Here is a 17,387-nt window from a genome sequence, read left to right on the forward strand (position 1 = left end):
TTGCCGGGCCTCGTGCCGCAGACGGGGCTCTGTGCCGTTCGGGCTCGGGGGTCCCGCCCTGATTGCCGTCATCGGCTCTCGGTCGCGGCCTCTCCCGTGCCGCGAAGTCGCTCAGGTAGTGGCCGTAGCCCTCTCCCTCCAGAACAGAAGTGCAGAAAGGCGGGGTTGGGGGAGTACCGCAGCCCTCCGCCGGCGTGGGGCCCGTCGGGAAACGGTTCTTGCTGCACTCCGGCATGCCTACCTCTCAGAGGGTGCTGGAGTTCTTGTGCTCTATTTGCGTCGAGCATCACCCGAACTCTTACCGTGCTGCTGTGGTGGGCGGACTGCGGGTGAAGGCCCAGTGCGACGTTACGATGGGTGCCGAACGCTTATCGGTCTGTGACATCTGGACACCAGTTGCCTGCCCGGTTGCGTCGGTACCGGCCGGGAGGACTTCGCCAGTCAGCGGCTTGTGGTTCCTGAGGCAACCATTTCGCAGGCAAAAGGTGCCGGGGTGCTGCCCGCCGACATCGCCGAGCGGATGCGTCGGCTGATACGCGGTACGCACCGGCCGCCGGTCTGGGTGATGGTCTCCGGCTACTCGTGCTGATCGTCGCGCTGGTGCTGCCCACGTGGCGGACCAGCGTCCGTGATCCCGGCCCTCGGTCCGGGAACGGCTGGCAATCGCCGGCGCAGAGTACAACAATTGCACCTACTGCCTGTCCGCCCACACCTGCATAGGGGCGCGCGTCGCCAAAGCCGGTGCAGGGGAGTTGCCTGCCGTGCGCAGCCCGCTGACCCACACCGCCACATCGCCGGCCCGAGCCGACATCGGCGAGTCACAGCTCAAGGTTCCCAGGGCCGTGGGCGTCAGCGCCCCCGGGATCGTAGGCGATCTGGCGTTGGACACCGAACGACCTACGGCCATGTCCACGCCAACCGTGTGACACTGTCCGGTTGCTCGTCACCCCGCACACCCACGCCTGTCGGACGGCCCGACCGGCGCAACCGACCGGGCGCGTCACCACATCCTCGACCGTCGTCGGGCACTCCCAGGAAGGCGGGGAAGAGCATGAGCGAATCGCGCGACCCCCAGGTAGACACGTGTTACGACGTGGTCGTGCTGGGTGCGGGCCCGGCCGGTGCGAACGTCGCCGACCGCGCCCGTGCCGCCGGTCTCTCCGTGGCGGTGGTGGAACGGGAACTGGTCGGCGGTGACTGCGCGTACTGGGCGTGCGTGCCCAGCAAGGCGCTGCTGCGTCCCGTCCTTGCGATCGCCGACGCCCGGCGCGTGGACGGTGCCCGGCAGGCCGTCACCGGTCGGGTCGACGCCGATGGCGTCTTCGCCCGTCGCAACCGCGCTGTCCGCGACTGGGACGACACCAGACAGGCTCTGTTCCTCAAGTCCATCGGAGCCGACCTCTTCCGTGGCCACGGCCGTCTCGACGGGCCTCGACGGGTCAGCGTCACCCGTGACGACGGCACCCGGCAGACCCTCACGGCCCGGCACGCGGTGGCCATCGCCACCGGCAGCCGGCCTGCGCTGCCCGACATCCTGGGTATCGCCGAGGCCCGTCCCTGGACGAGCCGGCAGGGCACCGAATCCAGCAGCGTGCCCACCCGCCTCGCCGTCATCGGCGGCGGCGGAGTCGGCATCGAGATGGCCACTCTCTGGCAGGGCCTCGGCTCCCAGGTCACGCTGCTCGTCCGGCGCCGCTTGATCCCCCGCATGGAACCCTTCGCCGGCGAACTGGTCGCTCAGGGATTGAGAGAGGCGGGCGCGGATGTCCGGATCGGCGTCCAGGTGACCGCCCTGCGCCGCCCGGAACCGGAGGGGCCAGTCACCCTTACGCTCGACGACGGCGAAGAGCTGGAGGCGGACGAGGTGTTGTGCGCCACCGGCCGCGCGCCCGCCACCGACGACATCGGCCTGGACACGGTCGGCCTCACCCCCGGGTCCTGGCTCGACGTGGACACCACCTGTCTGGTGCAGGGGGTCGACGGCGACTGGCTGTACGCCCTTGGTGACGTCAACCATCGTGCCTTGCTCACTCATCAGGGTAAGTACCAAGCCCGGACCGCCGGTGACGCGATCGGTTCCCGCGCTGCGGGTCGCCCGCTGGACGACGCGCCCTGGGGCGACCACGCCACCACCGCCGACGAGCGCGCCGTACCCCAGGTGTTCTTCAGCGACCCCGAGGCGGCCGCGGTGGGCCTGAGCGCCGAGCAGGCGGAACGCTCCGGCTATCGCATCAGGACTGTTGATCTCGACCTCGACGTCGCCCAGGGCGCCAAGCTCTACGCCGACGGTTACCAGGGTCACGCCAGGCTGGTCGTCGACCTCGACCGGGAAATCCTCATCGGAGCGACCTTTGTGGGCCCCGGTGTCAGCGAACTCTTGCACTCGGCAACCATCGCGGTCGCCGGCGAGGTCCCCCTCAAACGACTGAGGCACGCGGTCGCTTCCTTTCCGACCGTCAGCGAGATCTGGCTCTTCCTCCTCGCCGCCTACCAGCGAGATCAGGAGAGGGAGGGTCGACGTGCGGTGGCCGGCCGCGTACGGGCGGATGGTACCCGTCGGTGAGGAGGGCCTCTTCGCCTCCAACGGCGCCGACCCGCTCGCCGCCGTATGTCGCTACGGGCTGCAAGTACCCGATTACTGCCCGCTGGTCTGCTGCAGCGAGAGCGGCCAAGCCCCCGGAGGGAGATCGTGCTCAATGGGGGGGCGTAACAGGCGCCGTCCGATCCCGGGATCGGATCGCGAGGAATACCGCCATGGTGGGCCGGCTGCATCCCGTGGTTCAAACGTCGCGTCGCTCGATCTCCCTTAGCTGAGATTATGGAATATAACGCCCGAATTTGGTTGAAGAAGCGATTTCGCTATCTGTCAGGAAGTGACCGATGGACGCCTCGGACCATCTTCTCCGAAGGGCTACCCCCTCGGCTCTCGTGACCCTGGACGGTGCCGTCCACAGCCTCAACGCGGCCATGGCAAAGGTCCTGGACAGGCCGGCGGAGCAGTGCGTGGGTCGCAACATGGCTGATCTGTTGCCCGCGACCCAGCTGACTGCGGTCGAAAGCCTCGTGGCCCACGCCGCCACGACGATGACGGTCGTGATGCGAGTGCTGGAGTTCCCCGGGCCGGGTGCGGCACCGCTGGTCTGCCTGGTCGAGGCGCGACTGACGAGGGACCCTGCGGACGGCGAGCAACTGCTGTGGCTGCACTCGTTGAACGCGGGGAACGACCTGGGCGGACTTGTGATCCCGTTCCGGTTGGCGGCCAAGGCCGCCAACCTCGGTGTGTGCAGGTACTCACCTCAGGAGCAGCAGTTGGAGTGGCTGGGCGGTGCACCGGCCTTGGCAATGCTGTTCCCGGAGGCCTCCGTACCGTTGTCCAGCGTGGTCCGGCGAGTCCACCCTGATGACCGGGGGGCTCTGCGGCGGCTCGTGCGGTCGACCGTCACTCAGTCTCCCTGGATCAGGTTGAGGTTCTTCACCGAGCGTGATGGTTGGCACCTTCTGTCTTGCCAGGCCCGTCGAGTCCAGCTGGGGTATGGCGGCCCGCTGCGGGTCTTCGGATTGATCCGCGAAGACACCAAGCGCGAAGCGCGCCGACGCAAAGCTCTGGTCGCGTTGAGTGCTGCGCGGCAGCGAGCCGCCGAGATAGCGGCCTTTTCCTCCGCCTTGATCACTGCGGCGACGGAGCAAGAGGTGCAGCAGGTCCTCCTGACACGCCTCGCCGCGACCTTTGGTGGCACCGGCGCCGCGTTGGCGCTGGTTGCCGAAGGCCGCCTGTGCGTCTCCTCAGATGCCGGGATCCCGAGGCTGGTGGCCGCCGTACACGGCGTGTCGCTGGACGATCCGAGCCCGCTGCCCTATGCGATCCGGACCGGCAAGCCGCAGTTCATGCGCAACCAGGAGGAGTACGTACGCCGCTGGCCGGAGGGTGCCATGGTGCCGTACTTCGACCAGCTCGAATCCGGCTGCGCTGTCTCGATCACCTCCCTCAGCCCGGTCGGCGGTGAGCCGCTCGGGGGTTGGGCGGTGACCTACGACGGCGAGCATGACTCGTCCCCGGACGAGCGGGCCCTCATGAGCACTCTGGCCGACCTCGCGGGCCAGGCGCTGCGACGCGTCAGGTCTCGAGAAGTGCGAGTGGAGTTGGCCGTGGCGCTCCAGGAGACCATGCTTCCCACGCTGCCGAAGCACCTCCCGGGCCTGGAGGTCACCGCCCGTTATCGTCCGAGCCGGGACGGGCTGGACATAGGCGGAGACTGGTACGACGCCTTCGTCGTGCCCGACGGCGCGGTCGCCTTCGAGATCGGCGACGCCCAGGGGCACGATGTGAACGCCGCCGCAGCCATGGGACAGGTTCGTGCCTCCATGCGTGCCATCGCCGCCTGCGAACCGGACCCGGCGACCGTGCTGACGCGCACGAACGACCTGCTCGTCACGATGGACGCGGCGCGATTCGCCAGCTGCACGATGTTGTACATCGACCCCTCCGACGGACAGGTCACGGGCTGCAGCGCGGGCCATGTGCCGTTGCTGTACGTGGGCGACGACGGCAGGCACCGTGTCCGTGAACTGCCAGGCGGCCCAGTGCTCGGAGTCCTACCCGACGCCGTGTACAACAAGGGAACCTTCACCCTGGACAAGAATGCCGCGCTGATCATGGTTACCGACGGTGTGGTCGAAGGCCCGAGCCTGACGCTGGAAGCCGGGCTGGAGCGAGTCGCGACGCTCGCGGCGCAATCCGCCCACGACGGGTTGAACGCCGATGAGATCGCTGATCGAATCCTCGACACCATGGTCGCGGTGGACCACATCGACGACGCGGCTGTGCTGATCATCCGGCGCGCGTGACGGCTCCGCGACTCCCGCTCGACTGCCCTGCGCGGGCCACACGCCTCGTCGTACCCGGTGGGGGCGAATCCGCCATCGCGGATCCGGCGCCAAGACGGCCGGCTGACGGCTCTGCCACCGCCAGCACCGGACGTCATCGAAGGTGAGCGTGGCAAACAGGCAGGTGAGGTTGGTTGCCAGGCGCGAGGGCCGGCGGTCGGCGGTGTTTCAGCAGGTCATGGCTTCGGAGGCTGTCACTACCTGGAGTCACAGCAGCAGCGTCTCCGGACTCGCGGACCGATGAGCCGTGCGGCGCTCGCGGCTGCTCGGGGACCGTCGCTACGGTGCGGAGCCGAACGAGATCCTTCTGTGGCTGAAATGATCACTTAAAGCCCACGCCACCGCCGTACCGTCCCCAAGCCCCAACCGGGCGCCGCAGCCATGAGCGCGCGGATCACCCTGCACCGCGACCAGACCTGGACGTGCAGATCCGGCGGAGGCGAGGGTGGCAGGTACGGATTACTACTCGAAAAGACGGCGGTTCGAGCGGCTCCAGGTGAGCCGGCGTTCAAGTTCCTCCAGCACACCTTCGCGGACCCACGTGGCCTGCGGCTCGTGCCCTTGGGAGGCCAGCCGGTGCACGAGATGCATGTCCTCCTGTTGCCTGTCGATCACTGCATCCACGACCCCAGCGGTGGTGGTGAGACCGTAGGCCGTGCAGAAGCGCTCCAGACGGCGGTGGCGGTCGGGCGGCTCTGGGTAGTGCAACCAGCGCAGACACTCGGCGTCATCGCGAAATGGGGCGACGTACTGCAGCGCGTAGGCCACATCGTGCGTCCGCGGCGCCGGCCGGGCGAAGTCCCAGTCGATGATCCCCACGGGGCGATTGCCTTGCCACACGACGTTCCAGGGGCCGAAGTCGCCGTGGCAGATCACCTCGCCCTCGCCGGGCGCACTTGAGCTGTCGGACCAGGCTGCCTCGGCCGGGGGCGAGAATCCTGCGGTCGCGTCGTGGTAGTCGCGCAGCAGCTGGGCGAAGGCGAACAGGCCCTGGTCTTCCACCACCTTGGCCCAACCCTGCGGTCCGGACTCGCCGTGGATGAAGGTGAGCACCTCCCTGCCGTGCTCATCGAAGCCCAGAGGCCGGGGAGCGTAGGAGAAGCCCACCGATTCCAGATGCCTGAGCAAGGTGTGGACCGCCGGTGTCCAAGGCTGGGAGGGGCGGCGAACGGTGTCTCCGACCCGTACCACCTTCCGGTGAGGCTGGTTCTGCAACACGTCCTCGTTCGCCATACGCGGGACGCTACCGCGCGGCTGACGACCAGCGTCTGATACGTATCAACCGTCTTCACCAAAATTCACAGCCTTTAAGCGGCGGTCAAACGGTCTGAGCCGATGGGTGTAGCTATCGGCTGGTGCGGCTGCATCCTTTGCGATGCGGGCAGGTATAGGTCGGAGGTGCTCACATGCCCAGCGGTGAGGCGCTCGCCCTCGTCGACGAGGCGGGCCGGGTGATCGAGTGGGAACGTTCAGCTGAGGAGCTGTTTGGGCGCTCTGCAACGGACACCATCGGACGGTCCGTGACTGCTCTCATGCACGACGTCTCCACGGACGGGGGAGGGCGGCACGGAGGCGCGGCGGAAGCGGCCACGGTCGTGGTCAAGCCTGTCGTGCGGGGTAGTGCTGTGGTGTGGCGAGTCCTCGCAGCCGGGTGTTCGTCGGCAACCCGGGATACCGCGATCTTGAGGGCCGTGTTCGATCATCTGCCTGTGGCGCTGTACGTCCTCGACGAGCAGTTGCGCATCGTCCGGACGAGCGCGGTCGCCGAAGCAGTGGGCGACACGTCCACAGAAAGCTCGCTGGGCGCCTTTTTCCCCGAGGCCTGGGCGTTCATGGGGGTCGAGGAGGAAGCCGCCGTGGCGCGCAGGGTCCTCGACAGTGGGGACGCTGCGGTGAACCGGCTCGTCCGCAGGAGGCACCCGTCGGGCCGGCCCGATTACGGCGTCTACGCCGTTTCGTACTTCCGTCTGGAAGACTCGTCCGGAGGCGTGCAGGGGCTCGTGGCCTGCACGCTTGATGTGACTGAGCGAGAAAGAGCCAGGGAACACCGAGCCCTACTGGAGCGGATTCGCGCGAACGTAGGACACCGTCTGAGCGTCACGGACGTCAGTTGGGAGCTTGTCGAGGCCGTGGTGCCCGCCTTCGCCGGGACCGCAGCTGTCGAGGTGGTCGAAGAGGTGGTTCGCGGACAGGACCCTCCGCGGACGCCGGTCAAGAAGGCCGTTTCCCTGCGCCAAGCAGCCATACTGGGCCGGATCTCGGCACGTAGAACACTTCGCTCCCTCACTGCCGGCACCCCCACCGCCCGCATCCTGTGCGCCCCGCAAGTCCGCCTGATGTCGGTCGACGAAGCGTGTGCGTGGGCGGAGCCGGAGCAGGCGGACGAGATCCGGCGATCCGGTGCTCACTCTCTGATCGTGGCCCCATTGACGGTTCGAGGACAGCTGCTCGGGATGGTCACCTTCTTCCGTCACGAGGGGGAAGCACCCTTCGACGAAGGCGACCTTGACGCGGCGTCCGCGATCGGCGCACATGCCTCACTGTGCATCGACAACGCCCGCCGGTACATGCGCGAGTGGATCATCGCCTCCACCATCCAGAGCAGGATCCTCCCACCACAGCCCGATACCCAGGCCACCCTCGAGGTCCGCCATCTGCACATCCCTGGCGAAGAAGGTGGCGGCGCCTGGTCCGATGCAATCGCACTCCCCAGCGCGCGCACCGCACTGATCGTCGGAGACGTGGCGGGCAAGGGCATCCCTGCGGCCATCACCATGGGACTTTTGCGAACAGCCGTCCACACCCTTGCCGCTCTGGACCTGCAGCCCGACGAACTGCTCGCCCGGTTGAGCGATACAACGGCGCGTCTCGTCGCCGCGCGCGCCGCATTGCCGCCTGTGGATCCGCTACATCGCGAACCTCTCACCGCCGGCTGTGCCATTGCGATCTACGACCCCGTGGACCGCACCTGCACCACCGCATGTGCGGGACTTCCTGAATCCTTCGCTATCTTTCCCGACGGCACCTCAACCGGTCTCGTGGCGCAGTCCGGACCTCAGCTTGCAGCACGCGACACTGCGCCCTTTCCCGCTGCGACCTTCGCATTGCCTGTGGGAAGCACCATCGTGATGAGTACGACCACCGAGGTGTCGACGTCGGCCGGCCCTCTGCGCCCGCTGCTGGAAGCGGCTGGTTCGGGACCGCTCGTGGCTTTGTCAGACACGCTCGCTCACCAGCTCGCAGATGGCCCACTTCCCGTTGAGACCGCGATGCTGTTCGCCCGCACCAAGGCACTGCCCCCGGACAAGGTCCTCACTCTTGCTTTGCCGGAGGGCCCTGAGGCGGCGCCGATCGCTCGAGCGGCGACTCGGCGGCAGCTGGAAGTATGGGGCCTTGACGCGGAAATCGTCTACACCAGCGAACTCCTCGTCAGCGAATTCGTCGGCAACGCCGTCCGCTACGGAAGTCCCCCGCTGCGCCTCCGCTTGATCCTTGACCAGACCCTCACCTTCGAGGTCAGCGACGGTGCGCCGACTTCTCCGCATGTCAGGCATGCCCGTACCAGCGATGAGACCGGGCGGGGGCTCTTCATCATCGCGAGTCTCGCCGACCGATGGGGCACCCGCTACCACGCTGACGGGAAGTCTGTCTGGGCAGAAGTGTCGGTCAGCGGTTTGAGTGGGGCGCAGTCGTGGGCGGGCGTGCGCTGAGCACAATCGGCGCCCAACTCTGACGCCGGTCGTCACCGAAAACGCGGTGCCCATATGACCCGACAAAATCAGGATGTGGGTTGTCAGGCGGCCGAGGCCAGCCGGTGCCGGGCTTCATCGAGAGAGGCGCTGGCCGCGGTGTGGCCGGCACGGTGGGCCTCCAGCCGGGGGAGCAGGCTGGTGAGCAGCCTTCGGCACCGGGCCGCGCCGGTGCTCAAGGCAGTGTCGAGGGCATGGTGGGCGTGGGAGACGGCGGCGTCGAGATCGTGGTCGGGCACGGTTGTTCCAGCCACGCCACGCCGACCCTTCTGGCTGCGGATGCGAGCACACTTCGTCCGTTGTGCGGCAAGGACGTCGGGGTGTCGGGCGTTCTGGTTGCGCCATCGCAGGTAGGCGTGCAAGGCCCGGGTCTGGACGGTGTGGTTGCGGTGGTGGGAGTTGGCGACAGTGAACTGCCGCTGCGGCCCGAAGGGGGCCTCTATGGGGTTGGCCCGGGACGCGTAGCCCGCGGCATCCCTTCAGGCTCTCCCAATGCTTGCACCTCTGCGTAGGAGAGGGTCACGAGATCCGCCGGCCGGCCGTCGCGAATGGCCGTCGCGGTGGCCACAGCCGCCGCCAGGGCCCTGCGGTAGAGCATCGAGCCGAGGCTGATCCTGCGCACACCCAGTGCGGCCAGGTCGGTGAGGGCGGGTCCGGTCGGTGTGTACAGAATGTTCAGCGGGGCGACGAGGGTTGCCGTCAGCGCGGCGATCTCGTCCGGGTCCGACAGCCCTGGCACAAACACCCCGTCCGCACCGGCCTGTTCGTAGACCGCGAGGCGCGCCGCTGTCTCCTCCTCCTGGCGTCCGAGCCAGTGGGTGTCGGTGCGGGCGTTCACGAACAGCTCCGGCACGGCGGCCTTGACGGCAGCGATCTTCGCGGCGTGCAACTCCACGGGGGCGAGGGTGCCGTCGGGGCGGCCGTCTTCGAGGTTGATCCCTCCGGCTCCTGCGGAGGAAAGCCTCCGGGCCAGCTCAGCCACTTCCTCCGGGTCGTCGCTGAAGCCCCCTTCAGCATCGACGGTGTACAGGAAGGAGCCGCGTCCGAGTCGGCGGGCCAGAGCCAAGGTCGCTTCCGCGGTCGCGGCCGCCCCGTCCGTCAGGCCGACGGCCGCAGCCACGCCCAGGCTTGTGGTGCCGATCGCCGCGAAGCCCTGCGCCGCCAGAGCGGCCGCAGAGGCGTAGTCCCAGGCGTTGGGAAGCAGCAGCGGGGTGGCCTGGTGATGGAGGCGGGCGAAGTCGGTCAGCGGGCGTCGGCGCAGGCCGTCGGCCAGAGCAAGTGCATGGGCCCGGCCGGGACAGACCCGCGGTGGTGCGCCGAAGGTGAGCGATACGGGGTGCACGCGATGGGCGGCCGCAAGATCCAGGAGAACCACATCGCCCTCGGCGATCTCCCGACCGGCGACCCGGGTGGAACGCGTGGCGACCCGGCGCATCGCCGATACCGGCGGAGCCTCCAGGAGCACCCGGGCCAGCGGTACGTCGCTGTCGGCCGCGGTCTCCACCAGGGCAGCCGTCGCCGAGCAGGCCTGCACCAGCAGCCCGATGCGGTTGGCAGCGGCCTCCAAGCCGTCTTCAGTCGCGTTCCTTGGCGCCAACTGCGCCATGAGACGGGCGACCGCCTCGTCAGCGGCTGCGTCCGTACCCCCGAAGTAGGCCCCGGCAACGACGGTCACCGCCTCCGCGACCATCCTGGGCTCCGACATCCCCAGGGCCTCGGCGAGAGTATGCACCACCCGCACGCGGACCTCCGCTTCCGGCCCCGCCGCCACCGCCCGCCGTAGTGAGGCGGGCTCCAGCCGGGACAGTTCGTCCTCCACCAGAGCGCGCCGCCGCCGGTGCTGCTCACCAGAGCTGAATCGGGCCACGGTGGCACGCAGCCACGCGACACTCGCCCCGGCAGGACCGTCGTCGGCAGCAGGCAGCTCCGGGACCAGTGCCGGGTCGGCAAGCGCCGCTCGCACGTCCTCATAGCGGTCGAACTCATGCATCGTCGACGTCATGGCCCTGACGCTAGTGCCGGGACAGTTCGCTGCTCCCCGAACCATCCCTGCGGCATCATGACCTTGTGCCCCCACTCGCCGAGACCGCCGCCCTGTTTGCCGACCGCGCCCGGGCCGCCTTCTGCCAGGCGCTGCTCGACGGACGCGCCTGGACCGCAGTCGGGCGCTGAAGGGTCTGTGCGGTTCCGTCAAGTCGAACCCCAGCCGGGTGGCCCAGTCCCGGTCATCGATCGTGACGGGCAGCCGGTCGAACAGGATGGATTGCTGCTCAACGACCTCGGCACGCCACGACCGGCTGATCAACTTCACGGAATCCATGCCCAACCCCCCGTTCCAACCGCCGACGGACCGAAACCAGTCGCGGCCGCACCGGCCCCTGCGGGATGCTTGGGTTGTGCGCCTGAACAGCGATGGAGTCTCCCCGGTGCCGCGGATGCTTTTGCTCAGCGAAATCCAGCTCTACGCCGCCTTCCAGGTCGAGTTGGACGCACCCGTGTTCGTCGCGGCGGGCGACCGGATCTCCTACCAGGACGGCGGTCTCGTGGTGACGCGCTCGAGCGGTGAGCAATACACAAACCCGATCCGCGACAGCTATTGGATCTGCCGCTGATGGCGACAGGCTCGATGCGCATCGCCATCTTGCAACCACCGGCGTGGTTGTGGGAGACACCGAGTCATTCGCTGGCTCGGGCCCTGGCAGTGCCGCGCATCAGCTTCAGCGATCTCATACGCGCTCACCTCCGCCAGGGCACCGACCTGGGGATCCGATCCGCCGAGATCATGGACTCCGGCAGGCTGCTTCCAGACGAGATCGTCAATGCGATCGTCCGGGACAAACTGTGCCAGGCGGCCTCCGCGGCTTTCCTCCTCGATCGGTACCCGCTCAACGCCACCCAGGCGCTTGCTCTCGATGAGCTGCTCCACGAACTCGGCAGGCCCCTGGACAGCGTGTTGCGCCTGCACCTTCCCGAACAGGAGGTGGAGGGCCGCGTTCGCCATCAGTCCGCCCGTCACCTCTGCCGTAACGACTCGGCGCACGTCTACGAGCCGGCGGTGGACACCCTCGACGTCGATGGCGCCTGCAACGTCTGCGGCGGTGAGCTCTATCAGCGTGAGGACGACAAAGAGACAAGCATCCGCAGTCGGTTCAGCAGATACGAAGCGATGGTGGAGCCCATCATCCAGCACTACGCAAGGCAAGGGCTCCTCGTCACGGTCGACGCTGTTGGCACACCCGACGAGATAGCCAGTCGCGCGCTCACTGTGCTTCGACAGCAGTAGGCCGGGATAGGACGGAGCGTTGCCAAGCGCACGGAAGCACGATCGACGTCACGGAATCCGCGCCTGAACCAGCTTCACGCGTCATCACCAGCCTGGCCGACCCGCTCGGCCGTTACCGGGTTCGCGATGTCGCCTTGAACCGTGAGGACCTCCGGTTTCCGCGAGGCGGAAATGCTGCGCGACGTCGCGACGACGCCGTAACGAAGCTCGCGGGACGCCTCGGCCAGAGCAGCGCCGCTGCCCTGCGACGCGCCGGTGATCACGGCGGCCTTCTCCAGGGTTGGCCATGGCGGTTGTCTCCGGGGGGAGTCGTCCGGGCGGTTCACGTTCCGATCAATTACTTCGAGGCGTAGTAGTTGATCGGTCGACAATTACCCGGCCTGTCTGGGAGCGCGCTCCAAGACGCGCTTTCTTTCCGGCTGCGGTGCGAGATTGTGCCTATCAGGGGCGAGGCACCCGGTTGTACCGACCCCGGGCACGGGTCTGTCCATCGAGCGGCGGCTCTTGCACGAGGCCCCGCGGTGGGTTCGCTGACAGTGCGGTCTTAGGGTGTCCGCCGACGGGTTCGCATTCGACGAGCTCGAGGGATGGCAGGGGGAGGACGCAGATGGCGCCTACCGTACGAGCGGGTCGCAGAAGACACGGGACACTCCGCGTGGTGAGGCTGGCAGTCCTGGCGGGTGCCGTGGCCACGGCATCGGCTCTGGTTGTTTCGGGCGTCGGCGCCGAGTCGGCAGCGGGGTCCGAATCCGCTCAGGGTCGTCGAGTGGTCGGCACGGTCGCGCAGATGAAGGACGCCCCGGACGTCGCCCACCTGGCGACGGGGGAGCGGGCGGAACTGGTCGACGGCAAGTATCTCGACATCGCACGGGGAAACGGGCGAGACGCGGGACGTTACGCCATCACTTCGACGGACGGCTCAATCGGTGTTCGCCCAGTGGGCCGACAGCAGCCCACCGCCGGGACGCGGATGCGCGTCGGCGCGACGCCGGCACTTGCGCCCATGGCGGCGGTCCAGGCGGCGACGACGTACTCGGTGAAGTTCTCCATCACCAATGCAAACGTCACGACGAAGTCAATCGCTCTGTGGAACCGTTCCACTTGGGGAGCGGTGCCGGTGAACGACGACGGCTACGGCCCGGACGCCACCGCCAAGCTCGCGCCGGGCAGCTACTTCGCCGTCGCACTGCACTCCGACTACGGGCAGCCCAGTTACCTCCTCACCCGTGCGTTCACCGTGACGACCTCCGGTCTGACGGTGAAACTCGACCAGAAGCTGGCCAAGGAGACGGCCATCAGGACCGACGACACCACCGCCGCCCGCGCCGCGGCCGCGGTATGGATCTCGGTTCCCGGCGGCAACCTGGCGGGCTTCGCCGGCCGCGGCATGGACAAGGTCTACACCACGCCCTTCTCGGTCACCGGGGCTTCCCTGCGCATCCATGAGGTGCTGACCAAGAAGGGGTCCTCCGCCTCCGCCCCCAGCCCGTACCGGTACGACCTGACGCACTTCTTCAACAACACCGTGCCGTCTTCGCCGATCGCGTCGGTACGACAGGCGGGTCTCGCGAAGGCCACCACCCCGATCCGCGCCCAGGGCGTCGCCATGCGGGCGTATCTGCAAACCGTGCCGCAGACCGGGGAGTGGACCGGCGTCTTCATCGGCGGCTGGGTGAAGACCGGCGCGACCACCACCGAATACGTCACCCCGGGCATCTCGTACTCGCGCCTGGTCGACTACGGCACCGGCGACCACTCCCTTTCACTGCCCGACCGCACCCTGGCCGCCGGCACCACCACGGCGGGACCCACCGTAGGCGCGGCCCCCTTCGGCCCCGGCACGGCAGGCGGCCGCTCCACCCGCACCTCCACGAAGATGAGCCTGACCGAGTCGGCGACCCTGAGTGACGCGGCAGGCAACCCCGGCACCGACGGCCGCTCACTGTCCTCCTACCTGCTCACCTCCGGTGGGCAGACCCTCGCGTCGGCCGACGGCCTGTCGCCGTATTCCGGGCTGTCCGCCACCGTCCCGAGCACCGCCGCCACCTACCAGCTGACCCACACCGTCACGCGCAGGAACGGTTACTCACGCCTGTCGACGCTGATACGCAACGAATGGACGTTCACCTCCACGGGCAGCAGCACCTCCCGCGCGCTGCCTCTGATCGACACGTCCTTCGCCGTATCCGCGCTGAACGCCCGCAACGCGGCCGGCACCGCCCCCGTGACCGTGGACGTCACAGCCGCGACCCGCAACTCCGAGGCAGGGGAGACCGTCACCGCCCTGGAGTACTCCACGGATGACGGCACCACCTGGACCACGCTCCCGCTCACCACCACCGACACCGGCACCACCGCGACACTGACTGTCCCGATCACCGCGGCATACGTCTCGCTGCGCGCCACGGCGGTCAACGACGAAGGCGGCAGCGTCCGGCGCACCGTGATCCGCGCCTTCGGCGGACCGGGAATCCAGGGCGACGAGCAGGCCGGCACGACGAAGATCTCGGACCTGGTCGTCAACGGCGGCAAGCCGGTGGTTCTCACGACCGACGAGTTCCAGGAGTTCAAGGCGACCTTCACCGCCACCGACCCCTCCGGCATCGCCGAAGGCGACCTGTTCCTGTACCACGGCTCGTACGGCGCACCTGACGGCGTCCTCTTCGGAACCTGGCCCGCGACCTGCACCGCGCAGTCCGCGACCACCTCGATCTGTGAGACGCAGCTGGCCTACGTCTGGCCGCGTTCCACCCTGGGGTTCAACTCTCTCGCGGGCACCTGGAAGGTCGCCGCCTGGGCATGGTCGAAGGACGGCACCAGCCACACCGACCTGCACGCCGCCAAAAGCGTCCTCGTGCAGCGCGACTCCGAGCTCACGGCGAACGCCTCGCCTGAGCCGATCACCAAGGGCAAGACGCTCACGATCACCGGGAGCCTGACCCAGGCGAACTGGCAGTCGGACACCAAGGCCTACGCGGGCTACGGCAGCCAGCCGGTGAAGCTCCAGTTCCGCAAGAAGGGCACCACCACCTACACGACCGTCAAGACGATCATGTCGCTCGCTGGAGCCCTGAAGACCACCGTCACCGCCTCCGCCGACGGCTACTGGCGCTTCAGCTTCGCCGGAACGACCACCACCCCGGCCGTCTCCGCAGCCGGCGACTACGTCGACGTGCGATAGCGAGCAGCACGACAGCGACACTGACGTTCGGCAACTTCCACGGCCCGATGGCGGCCATGCTCTTCGGCGACGCACGTCCGCCGGAGGCTGTGAGCCTGGCAGAGGAGTTCCGCACGGCGTTGACGGCCTACGCCGCCACCGGCGACCCCGGCTGGCCGCAGTACCGGAAGGGTGAGGCGCTCACGCGGATCTGGGACGTACCCGTCTCAGTGGTGGCCGATCCCGTGTCGGCGTCCCGACAGATCTGGGCGGACAATATGTAATTCCCCAGGGAGCCTGCCGGCGGGCTTCCTTTGACCGGCACCGCGGTAATCGCTGCCCGCCTCTGAACAGAGAGGCGGGCAGCCGTTGAGCTCGTGGTCGCCGGTCCGGAAGACTGTCGCGATGAGCTCCCGACCCTTCGTCTTCCTCGACCCTGACGGCACCAGTGGCGGCTGGCTCCATGTGGTTGTCGAGGCGAGGACCGGAGTCTTCTATCAGCAGCAGTACGGCGGAACGGCTTGCCGGCAAGGACAGCTAGAAGGCTTCTTGGTGCCGCTGTTCGGCCCTGATGAACTGGACGCTTTGCGTCAGCTGTTCGAGAAGTACTTCCGCGGTGCCGGTACCCGGAACCACACGTGGCAGGATGACGAGCGGGACAAGCTCCGCGAGATCATCGGAGCCATCCGCTACTGGGCATCCGACGGGGTCACCGAGGAGCCACACGCTCTCCGGCTGGATGAGAGCCGTATCCGTGAGTCCGATGAGGCCTGGGTGCGGGTGATCACCCCGGACGGCCCGGGAGCGCTGGTGTGGTTCAACTCGGACTGAACACGGTGATCAGTCTTCTGCTCTGAGCCGGAGGAGCAGTGCCCCAACGACGCCCTCCGCCTGGTAGTGGGCCGCCTGAGAGAACCACCGCCATGCCCGACTCGTACGCGCAGCCCATCCTGAGGACGAGTCGATTTCGAGGCGCGGGTGTTCCAGACGCAGGCCCTTTCACCGCTCCTGGACTTGCTGCCGGATCCCGAATGGGAGCGGAGGGCGGCGAGTCCGGGACGGCAGGGGCCGCGTGGGGGCCGGGGTGTGCCCGGCGCGGGGCGTCGCGCGGCGCCGGGCGCAGTGCTCGACACGACGGACGAGGAACCCATGCTCGACGGCCCGCGCCCGGCTGAGCCTGGGATGGCGCCGGCGGTCGAGGGGACGCACGCAGGGGCGCCGGCCGGTCACTCGGTATATGGCGATACTTAATTTCCCGGCTCTTCTCCTCGCCGGAATCCATGACATGTCGGAAATGCCTCTGCGGAAATGCATGCTTGTGCCGCCGGATCGGGCTCGGATAACTTGTCGGCGCGTCAACAAGTGCAGTCACCACTGGAGATGGCCGACCGGGATTCCGACGTGTCGGACACTTCGTCACACAGAGCCGTCAGTTCTCGGGCAGGGAAATCTCAACAGGAACCCTTGCCCCCTTTCATGTCGAGGAGTTCTCGTGCGCAGTCTTGGGCCGGCGAGGAAGAATCCCGCTGGAACGGCATCCGCTGCCCGTCGCCCCGGCCGTCTCCGTCTGGGAGCCGTGGCGACTGCCCTGGGCGCGATGGCCGTCCTGGCCTTCCCCGCCGAGGCCAATGCCTCCGTCCTGCAGCTGCTGCCGCAGAACGCCGACGGCCTGGAGCAGTCCTTCTCCCCGGCCTACGACTACGACGGGGACGGTTGCTACGCCACCGCAGCCATAGGCGCCGACGGCACCCTCAATCCCGGCCTGAAGCTGGGTGGCGACGTCAACGGGCGCTGCCACGACTACGCCCAGCTGGCCAATGCCAACACGTACTCGCGCGAGAAGTGCAACAACGACTGGTGCGCCGTCGTGTACGCCAGCTACTTCGAGAAGGACCAGGCCACACTCGGCCCTGCGGCCATCGGGCACACCCACGACTGGGAGCATGTCGTGGTCTGGATCCACAACAACCAGGTCGAGTACGTCTCGGCGTCCCAGCATTCCGGCTACCAGATCGCCGCCCGCTCGGCGATCCGCTTCGACGGCACCCACCCCAAGATCGTTTACCACAAGGACGGCGCTTCGACGCACTGTTTCCGCTTCGCCAACACCAACGACGAGCCAGCGGAGAACGCCACCGGTGGCTGGTTCTACCCCCGCCTCGTCGGCTGGGAGGGCTACCCGGCGGGCCTCCGCGACAAGCTCATGAATGCGGACTTCGGCTCGGCCACCATCAAGATCAACGACGCGCGCTTCAACTCCACTCTCGCCAACTCCAAGCCGTCCGGAATCCCTTTCGACCCCAACGCCTGA

At 68.0% G+C, this 17,387-nt stretch carries 14 protein-coding genes and 2 pseudogenes; 10 read left to right on the plus strand and 6 right to left on the minus strand.

The genetic code is table 11. The features are described from left to right. Nucleotides 1–1,051: 1,051 nt before the first annotated feature. Together ACZ7MY_RS28070 and ACZ7MY_RS28075 are read left to right on the plus strand one after the other, a co-directional pair. On the plus strand, nt 1,052–2,563 hold the full coding sequence (locus ACZ7MY_RS28070; RefSeq protein ID WP_499605966.1) for a dihydrolipoyl dehydrogenase family protein: 1,512 nt from the start codon (nt 1,052–1,054) through the stop codon (nt 2,561–2,563). 365 nt (nt 2,564–2,928) lie between these two features. Then, nucleotides 2,929–4,845, plus strand: coding sequence for a SpoIIE family protein phosphatase (locus ACZ7MY_RS28075; protein ID WP_499605968.1), 1,917 nt, complete (start codon nt 2,929–2,931; stop codon nt 4,843–4,845). A gap of 501 nt (nt 4,846–5,346) precedes the next feature. Here ACZ7MY_RS28075 and ACZ7MY_RS28080 read toward each other — a convergent pair. Continuing rightward, on the minus strand, nt 5,347–6,117 hold the full coding sequence (locus ACZ7MY_RS28080) for an aminoglycoside phosphotransferase family protein (protein ID WP_499605970.1): 771 nt from the start codon (nt 6,115–6,117) through the stop codon (nt 5,347–5,349). A gap of 173 nt (nt 6,118–6,290) precedes the next feature. On the opposite strand from ACZ7MY_RS28080, the gene ACZ7MY_RS28085 reads away from it, so the two are divergent. Further along, nucleotides 6,291–8,594 carry a SpoIIE family protein phosphatase gene (locus ACZ7MY_RS28085; RefSeq protein WP_499605972.1) on the plus strand — a complete coding sequence of 768 codons (2,304 nt, stop codon included), beginning with the start codon at nt 6,291–6,293 and terminating at the stop codon, nt 8,592–8,594. Between the two features lie 83 nt (nt 8,595–8,677). Here ACZ7MY_RS28085 and ACZ7MY_RS28090 read toward each other — a convergent pair whose 3' ends face one another. From ACZ7MY_RS28090 to ACZ7MY_RS28100, 3 genes and pseudogenes are all read right to left on the minus strand, one after another. After that, nucleotides 8,678–8,887, minus strand: a complete 210-nt coding sequence (locus ACZ7MY_RS28090) for a hypothetical protein (protein WP_499605974.1) — start codon at nt 8,885–8,887, stop codon at nt 8,678–8,680. A gap of 3 nt (nt 8,888–8,890) precedes the next feature. Beyond that, a pseudogene (locus tag ACZ7MY_RS28095) lies at nt 8,891–9,097 on the minus strand (IS630 family transposase); the annotation flags it as partial. Further along, entirely contained in the window at nt 9,073–10,635 is a 1,563-nt protein-coding gene (locus tag ACZ7MY_RS28100; protein ID WP_499605975.1) for an isocitrate lyase/phosphoenolpyruvate mutase family protein, read from the minus strand. The gene ACZ7MY_RS28100 and the pseudogene ACZ7MY_RS28095, both read right to left, overlap by 25 nt. Nucleotides 10,636–10,700: 65 nt before the next feature. On the opposite strand from ACZ7MY_RS28100, the pseudogene ACZ7MY_RS28105 reads away from it, so the two are divergent. From ACZ7MY_RS28105 to ACZ7MY_RS28115, 3 genes and pseudogenes are all read left to right on the plus strand, one after another. Continuing rightward, nucleotides 10,701–10,793: pseudogene (locus ACZ7MY_RS28105) on the plus strand (transcriptional regulator); the annotation flags it as partial. Nucleotides 10,794–11,029: 236 nt separating this feature from the next. Further along, complete coding sequence (locus tag ACZ7MY_RS28110; protein ID WP_499605977.1) at nt 11,030–11,245, plus strand: hypothetical protein; 216 nt, start codon at nt 11,030–11,032, stop codon at nt 11,243–11,245. Nucleotides 11,246–11,259: 14 nt separating this feature from the next. Then, a complete protein-coding gene (locus ACZ7MY_RS28115) occupies nt 11,260–11,916 on the plus strand; it encodes an adenylate kinase family protein (protein ID WP_499605978.1) in 657 nt (218 codons plus the stop codon). A gap of 74 nt (nt 11,917–11,990) precedes the next feature. On the opposite strand, the gene ACZ7MY_RS28120 is transcribed toward ACZ7MY_RS28115, so the two are convergent. Further along, nucleotides 11,991–12,179, minus strand: a complete 189-nt coding sequence (locus ACZ7MY_RS28120) for a hypothetical protein (RefSeq protein WP_499605980.1) — start codon at nt 12,177–12,179, stop codon at nt 11,991–11,993. Nucleotides 12,180–12,810: 631 nt separating this feature from the next. Continuing rightward, nucleotides 12,811–13,017, minus strand: a complete 207-nt coding sequence (locus ACZ7MY_RS28125; protein WP_499605982.1) for a hypothetical protein — start codon at nt 13,015–13,017, stop codon at nt 12,811–12,813. A gap of 16 nt (nt 13,018–13,033) precedes the next feature. Between ACZ7MY_RS28125 and ACZ7MY_RS28130 the strand changes: the two genes are divergently transcribed. The 4 genes from ACZ7MY_RS28130 (at nt 13,034) to ACZ7MY_RS28145 (ending at nt 17,387) form a co-directional block, all read left to right on the plus strand. After that, complete coding sequence (locus ACZ7MY_RS28130) at nt 13,034–15,097, plus strand: hypothetical protein (RefSeq protein ID WP_499605984.1); 2,064 nt, start codon at nt 13,034–13,036, stop codon at nt 15,095–15,097. 47 nt (nt 15,098–15,144) lie between these two features. Next, nucleotides 15,145–15,360, plus strand: a complete 216-nt coding sequence (locus ACZ7MY_RS28135) for a hypothetical protein (protein WP_499605985.1) — start codon at nt 15,145–15,147, stop codon at nt 15,358–15,360. Nucleotides 15,361–15,481: 121 nt separating this feature from the next. Continuing rightward, nucleotides 15,482–15,907, plus strand: coding sequence for a DUF6210 family protein (locus tag ACZ7MY_RS28140; RefSeq protein WP_499605987.1), 426 nt, complete (start codon nt 15,482–15,484; stop codon nt 15,905–15,907). A gap of 766 nt (nt 15,908–16,673) precedes the next feature. Next, a complete protein-coding gene (locus tag ACZ7MY_RS28145; protein WP_499606029.1) occupies nt 16,674–17,387 on the plus strand; it encodes an NPP1 family protein in 714 nt (237 codons plus the stop codon).

It is taken from the genome of Streptomyces sp. NPDC111520 (assembly GCF_055635295.1).

Coding starts and splice junctions, on each gene's coding strand:
- ACZ7MY_RS28085 (WP_499605972.1), top strand. CDS start 6,291: ATGCCCAGCGGTGAGGCGCTCGCCCTCGTCGACGAGGCGGGCCGGGTG.
- ACZ7MY_RS28070 (WP_499605966.1), top strand. CDS start 1,052: ATGAGCGAATCGCGCGACCCCCAGGTAGACACGTGTTACGACGTGGTC.
- ACZ7MY_RS28115 (WP_499605978.1), top strand. CDS start 11,260: ATGCGCATCGCCATCTTGCAACCACCGGCGTGGTTGTGGGAGACACCG.
- ACZ7MY_RS28145 (WP_499606029.1), top strand. CDS start 16,674: ATGGCCGTCCTGGCCTTCCCCGCCGAGGCCAATGCCTCCGTCCTGCAG.
- ACZ7MY_RS28080 (WP_499605970.1), bottom strand. CDS start 6,117: ATGGCGAACGAGGACGTGTTGCAGAACCAGCCTCACCGGAAGGTGGTA.
- ACZ7MY_RS28140 (WP_499605987.1), top strand. CDS start 15,482: ATGAGCTCCCGACCCTTCGTCTTCCTCGACCCTGACGGCACCAGTGGC.
- ACZ7MY_RS28135 (WP_499605985.1), top strand. CDS start 15,145: ATGGCGGCCATGCTCTTCGGCGACGCACGTCCGCCGGAGGCTGTGAGC.
- ACZ7MY_RS28100 (WP_499605975.1), bottom strand. CDS start 10,635: ATGACGTCGACGATGCATGAGTTCGACCGCTATGAGGACGTGCGAGCG.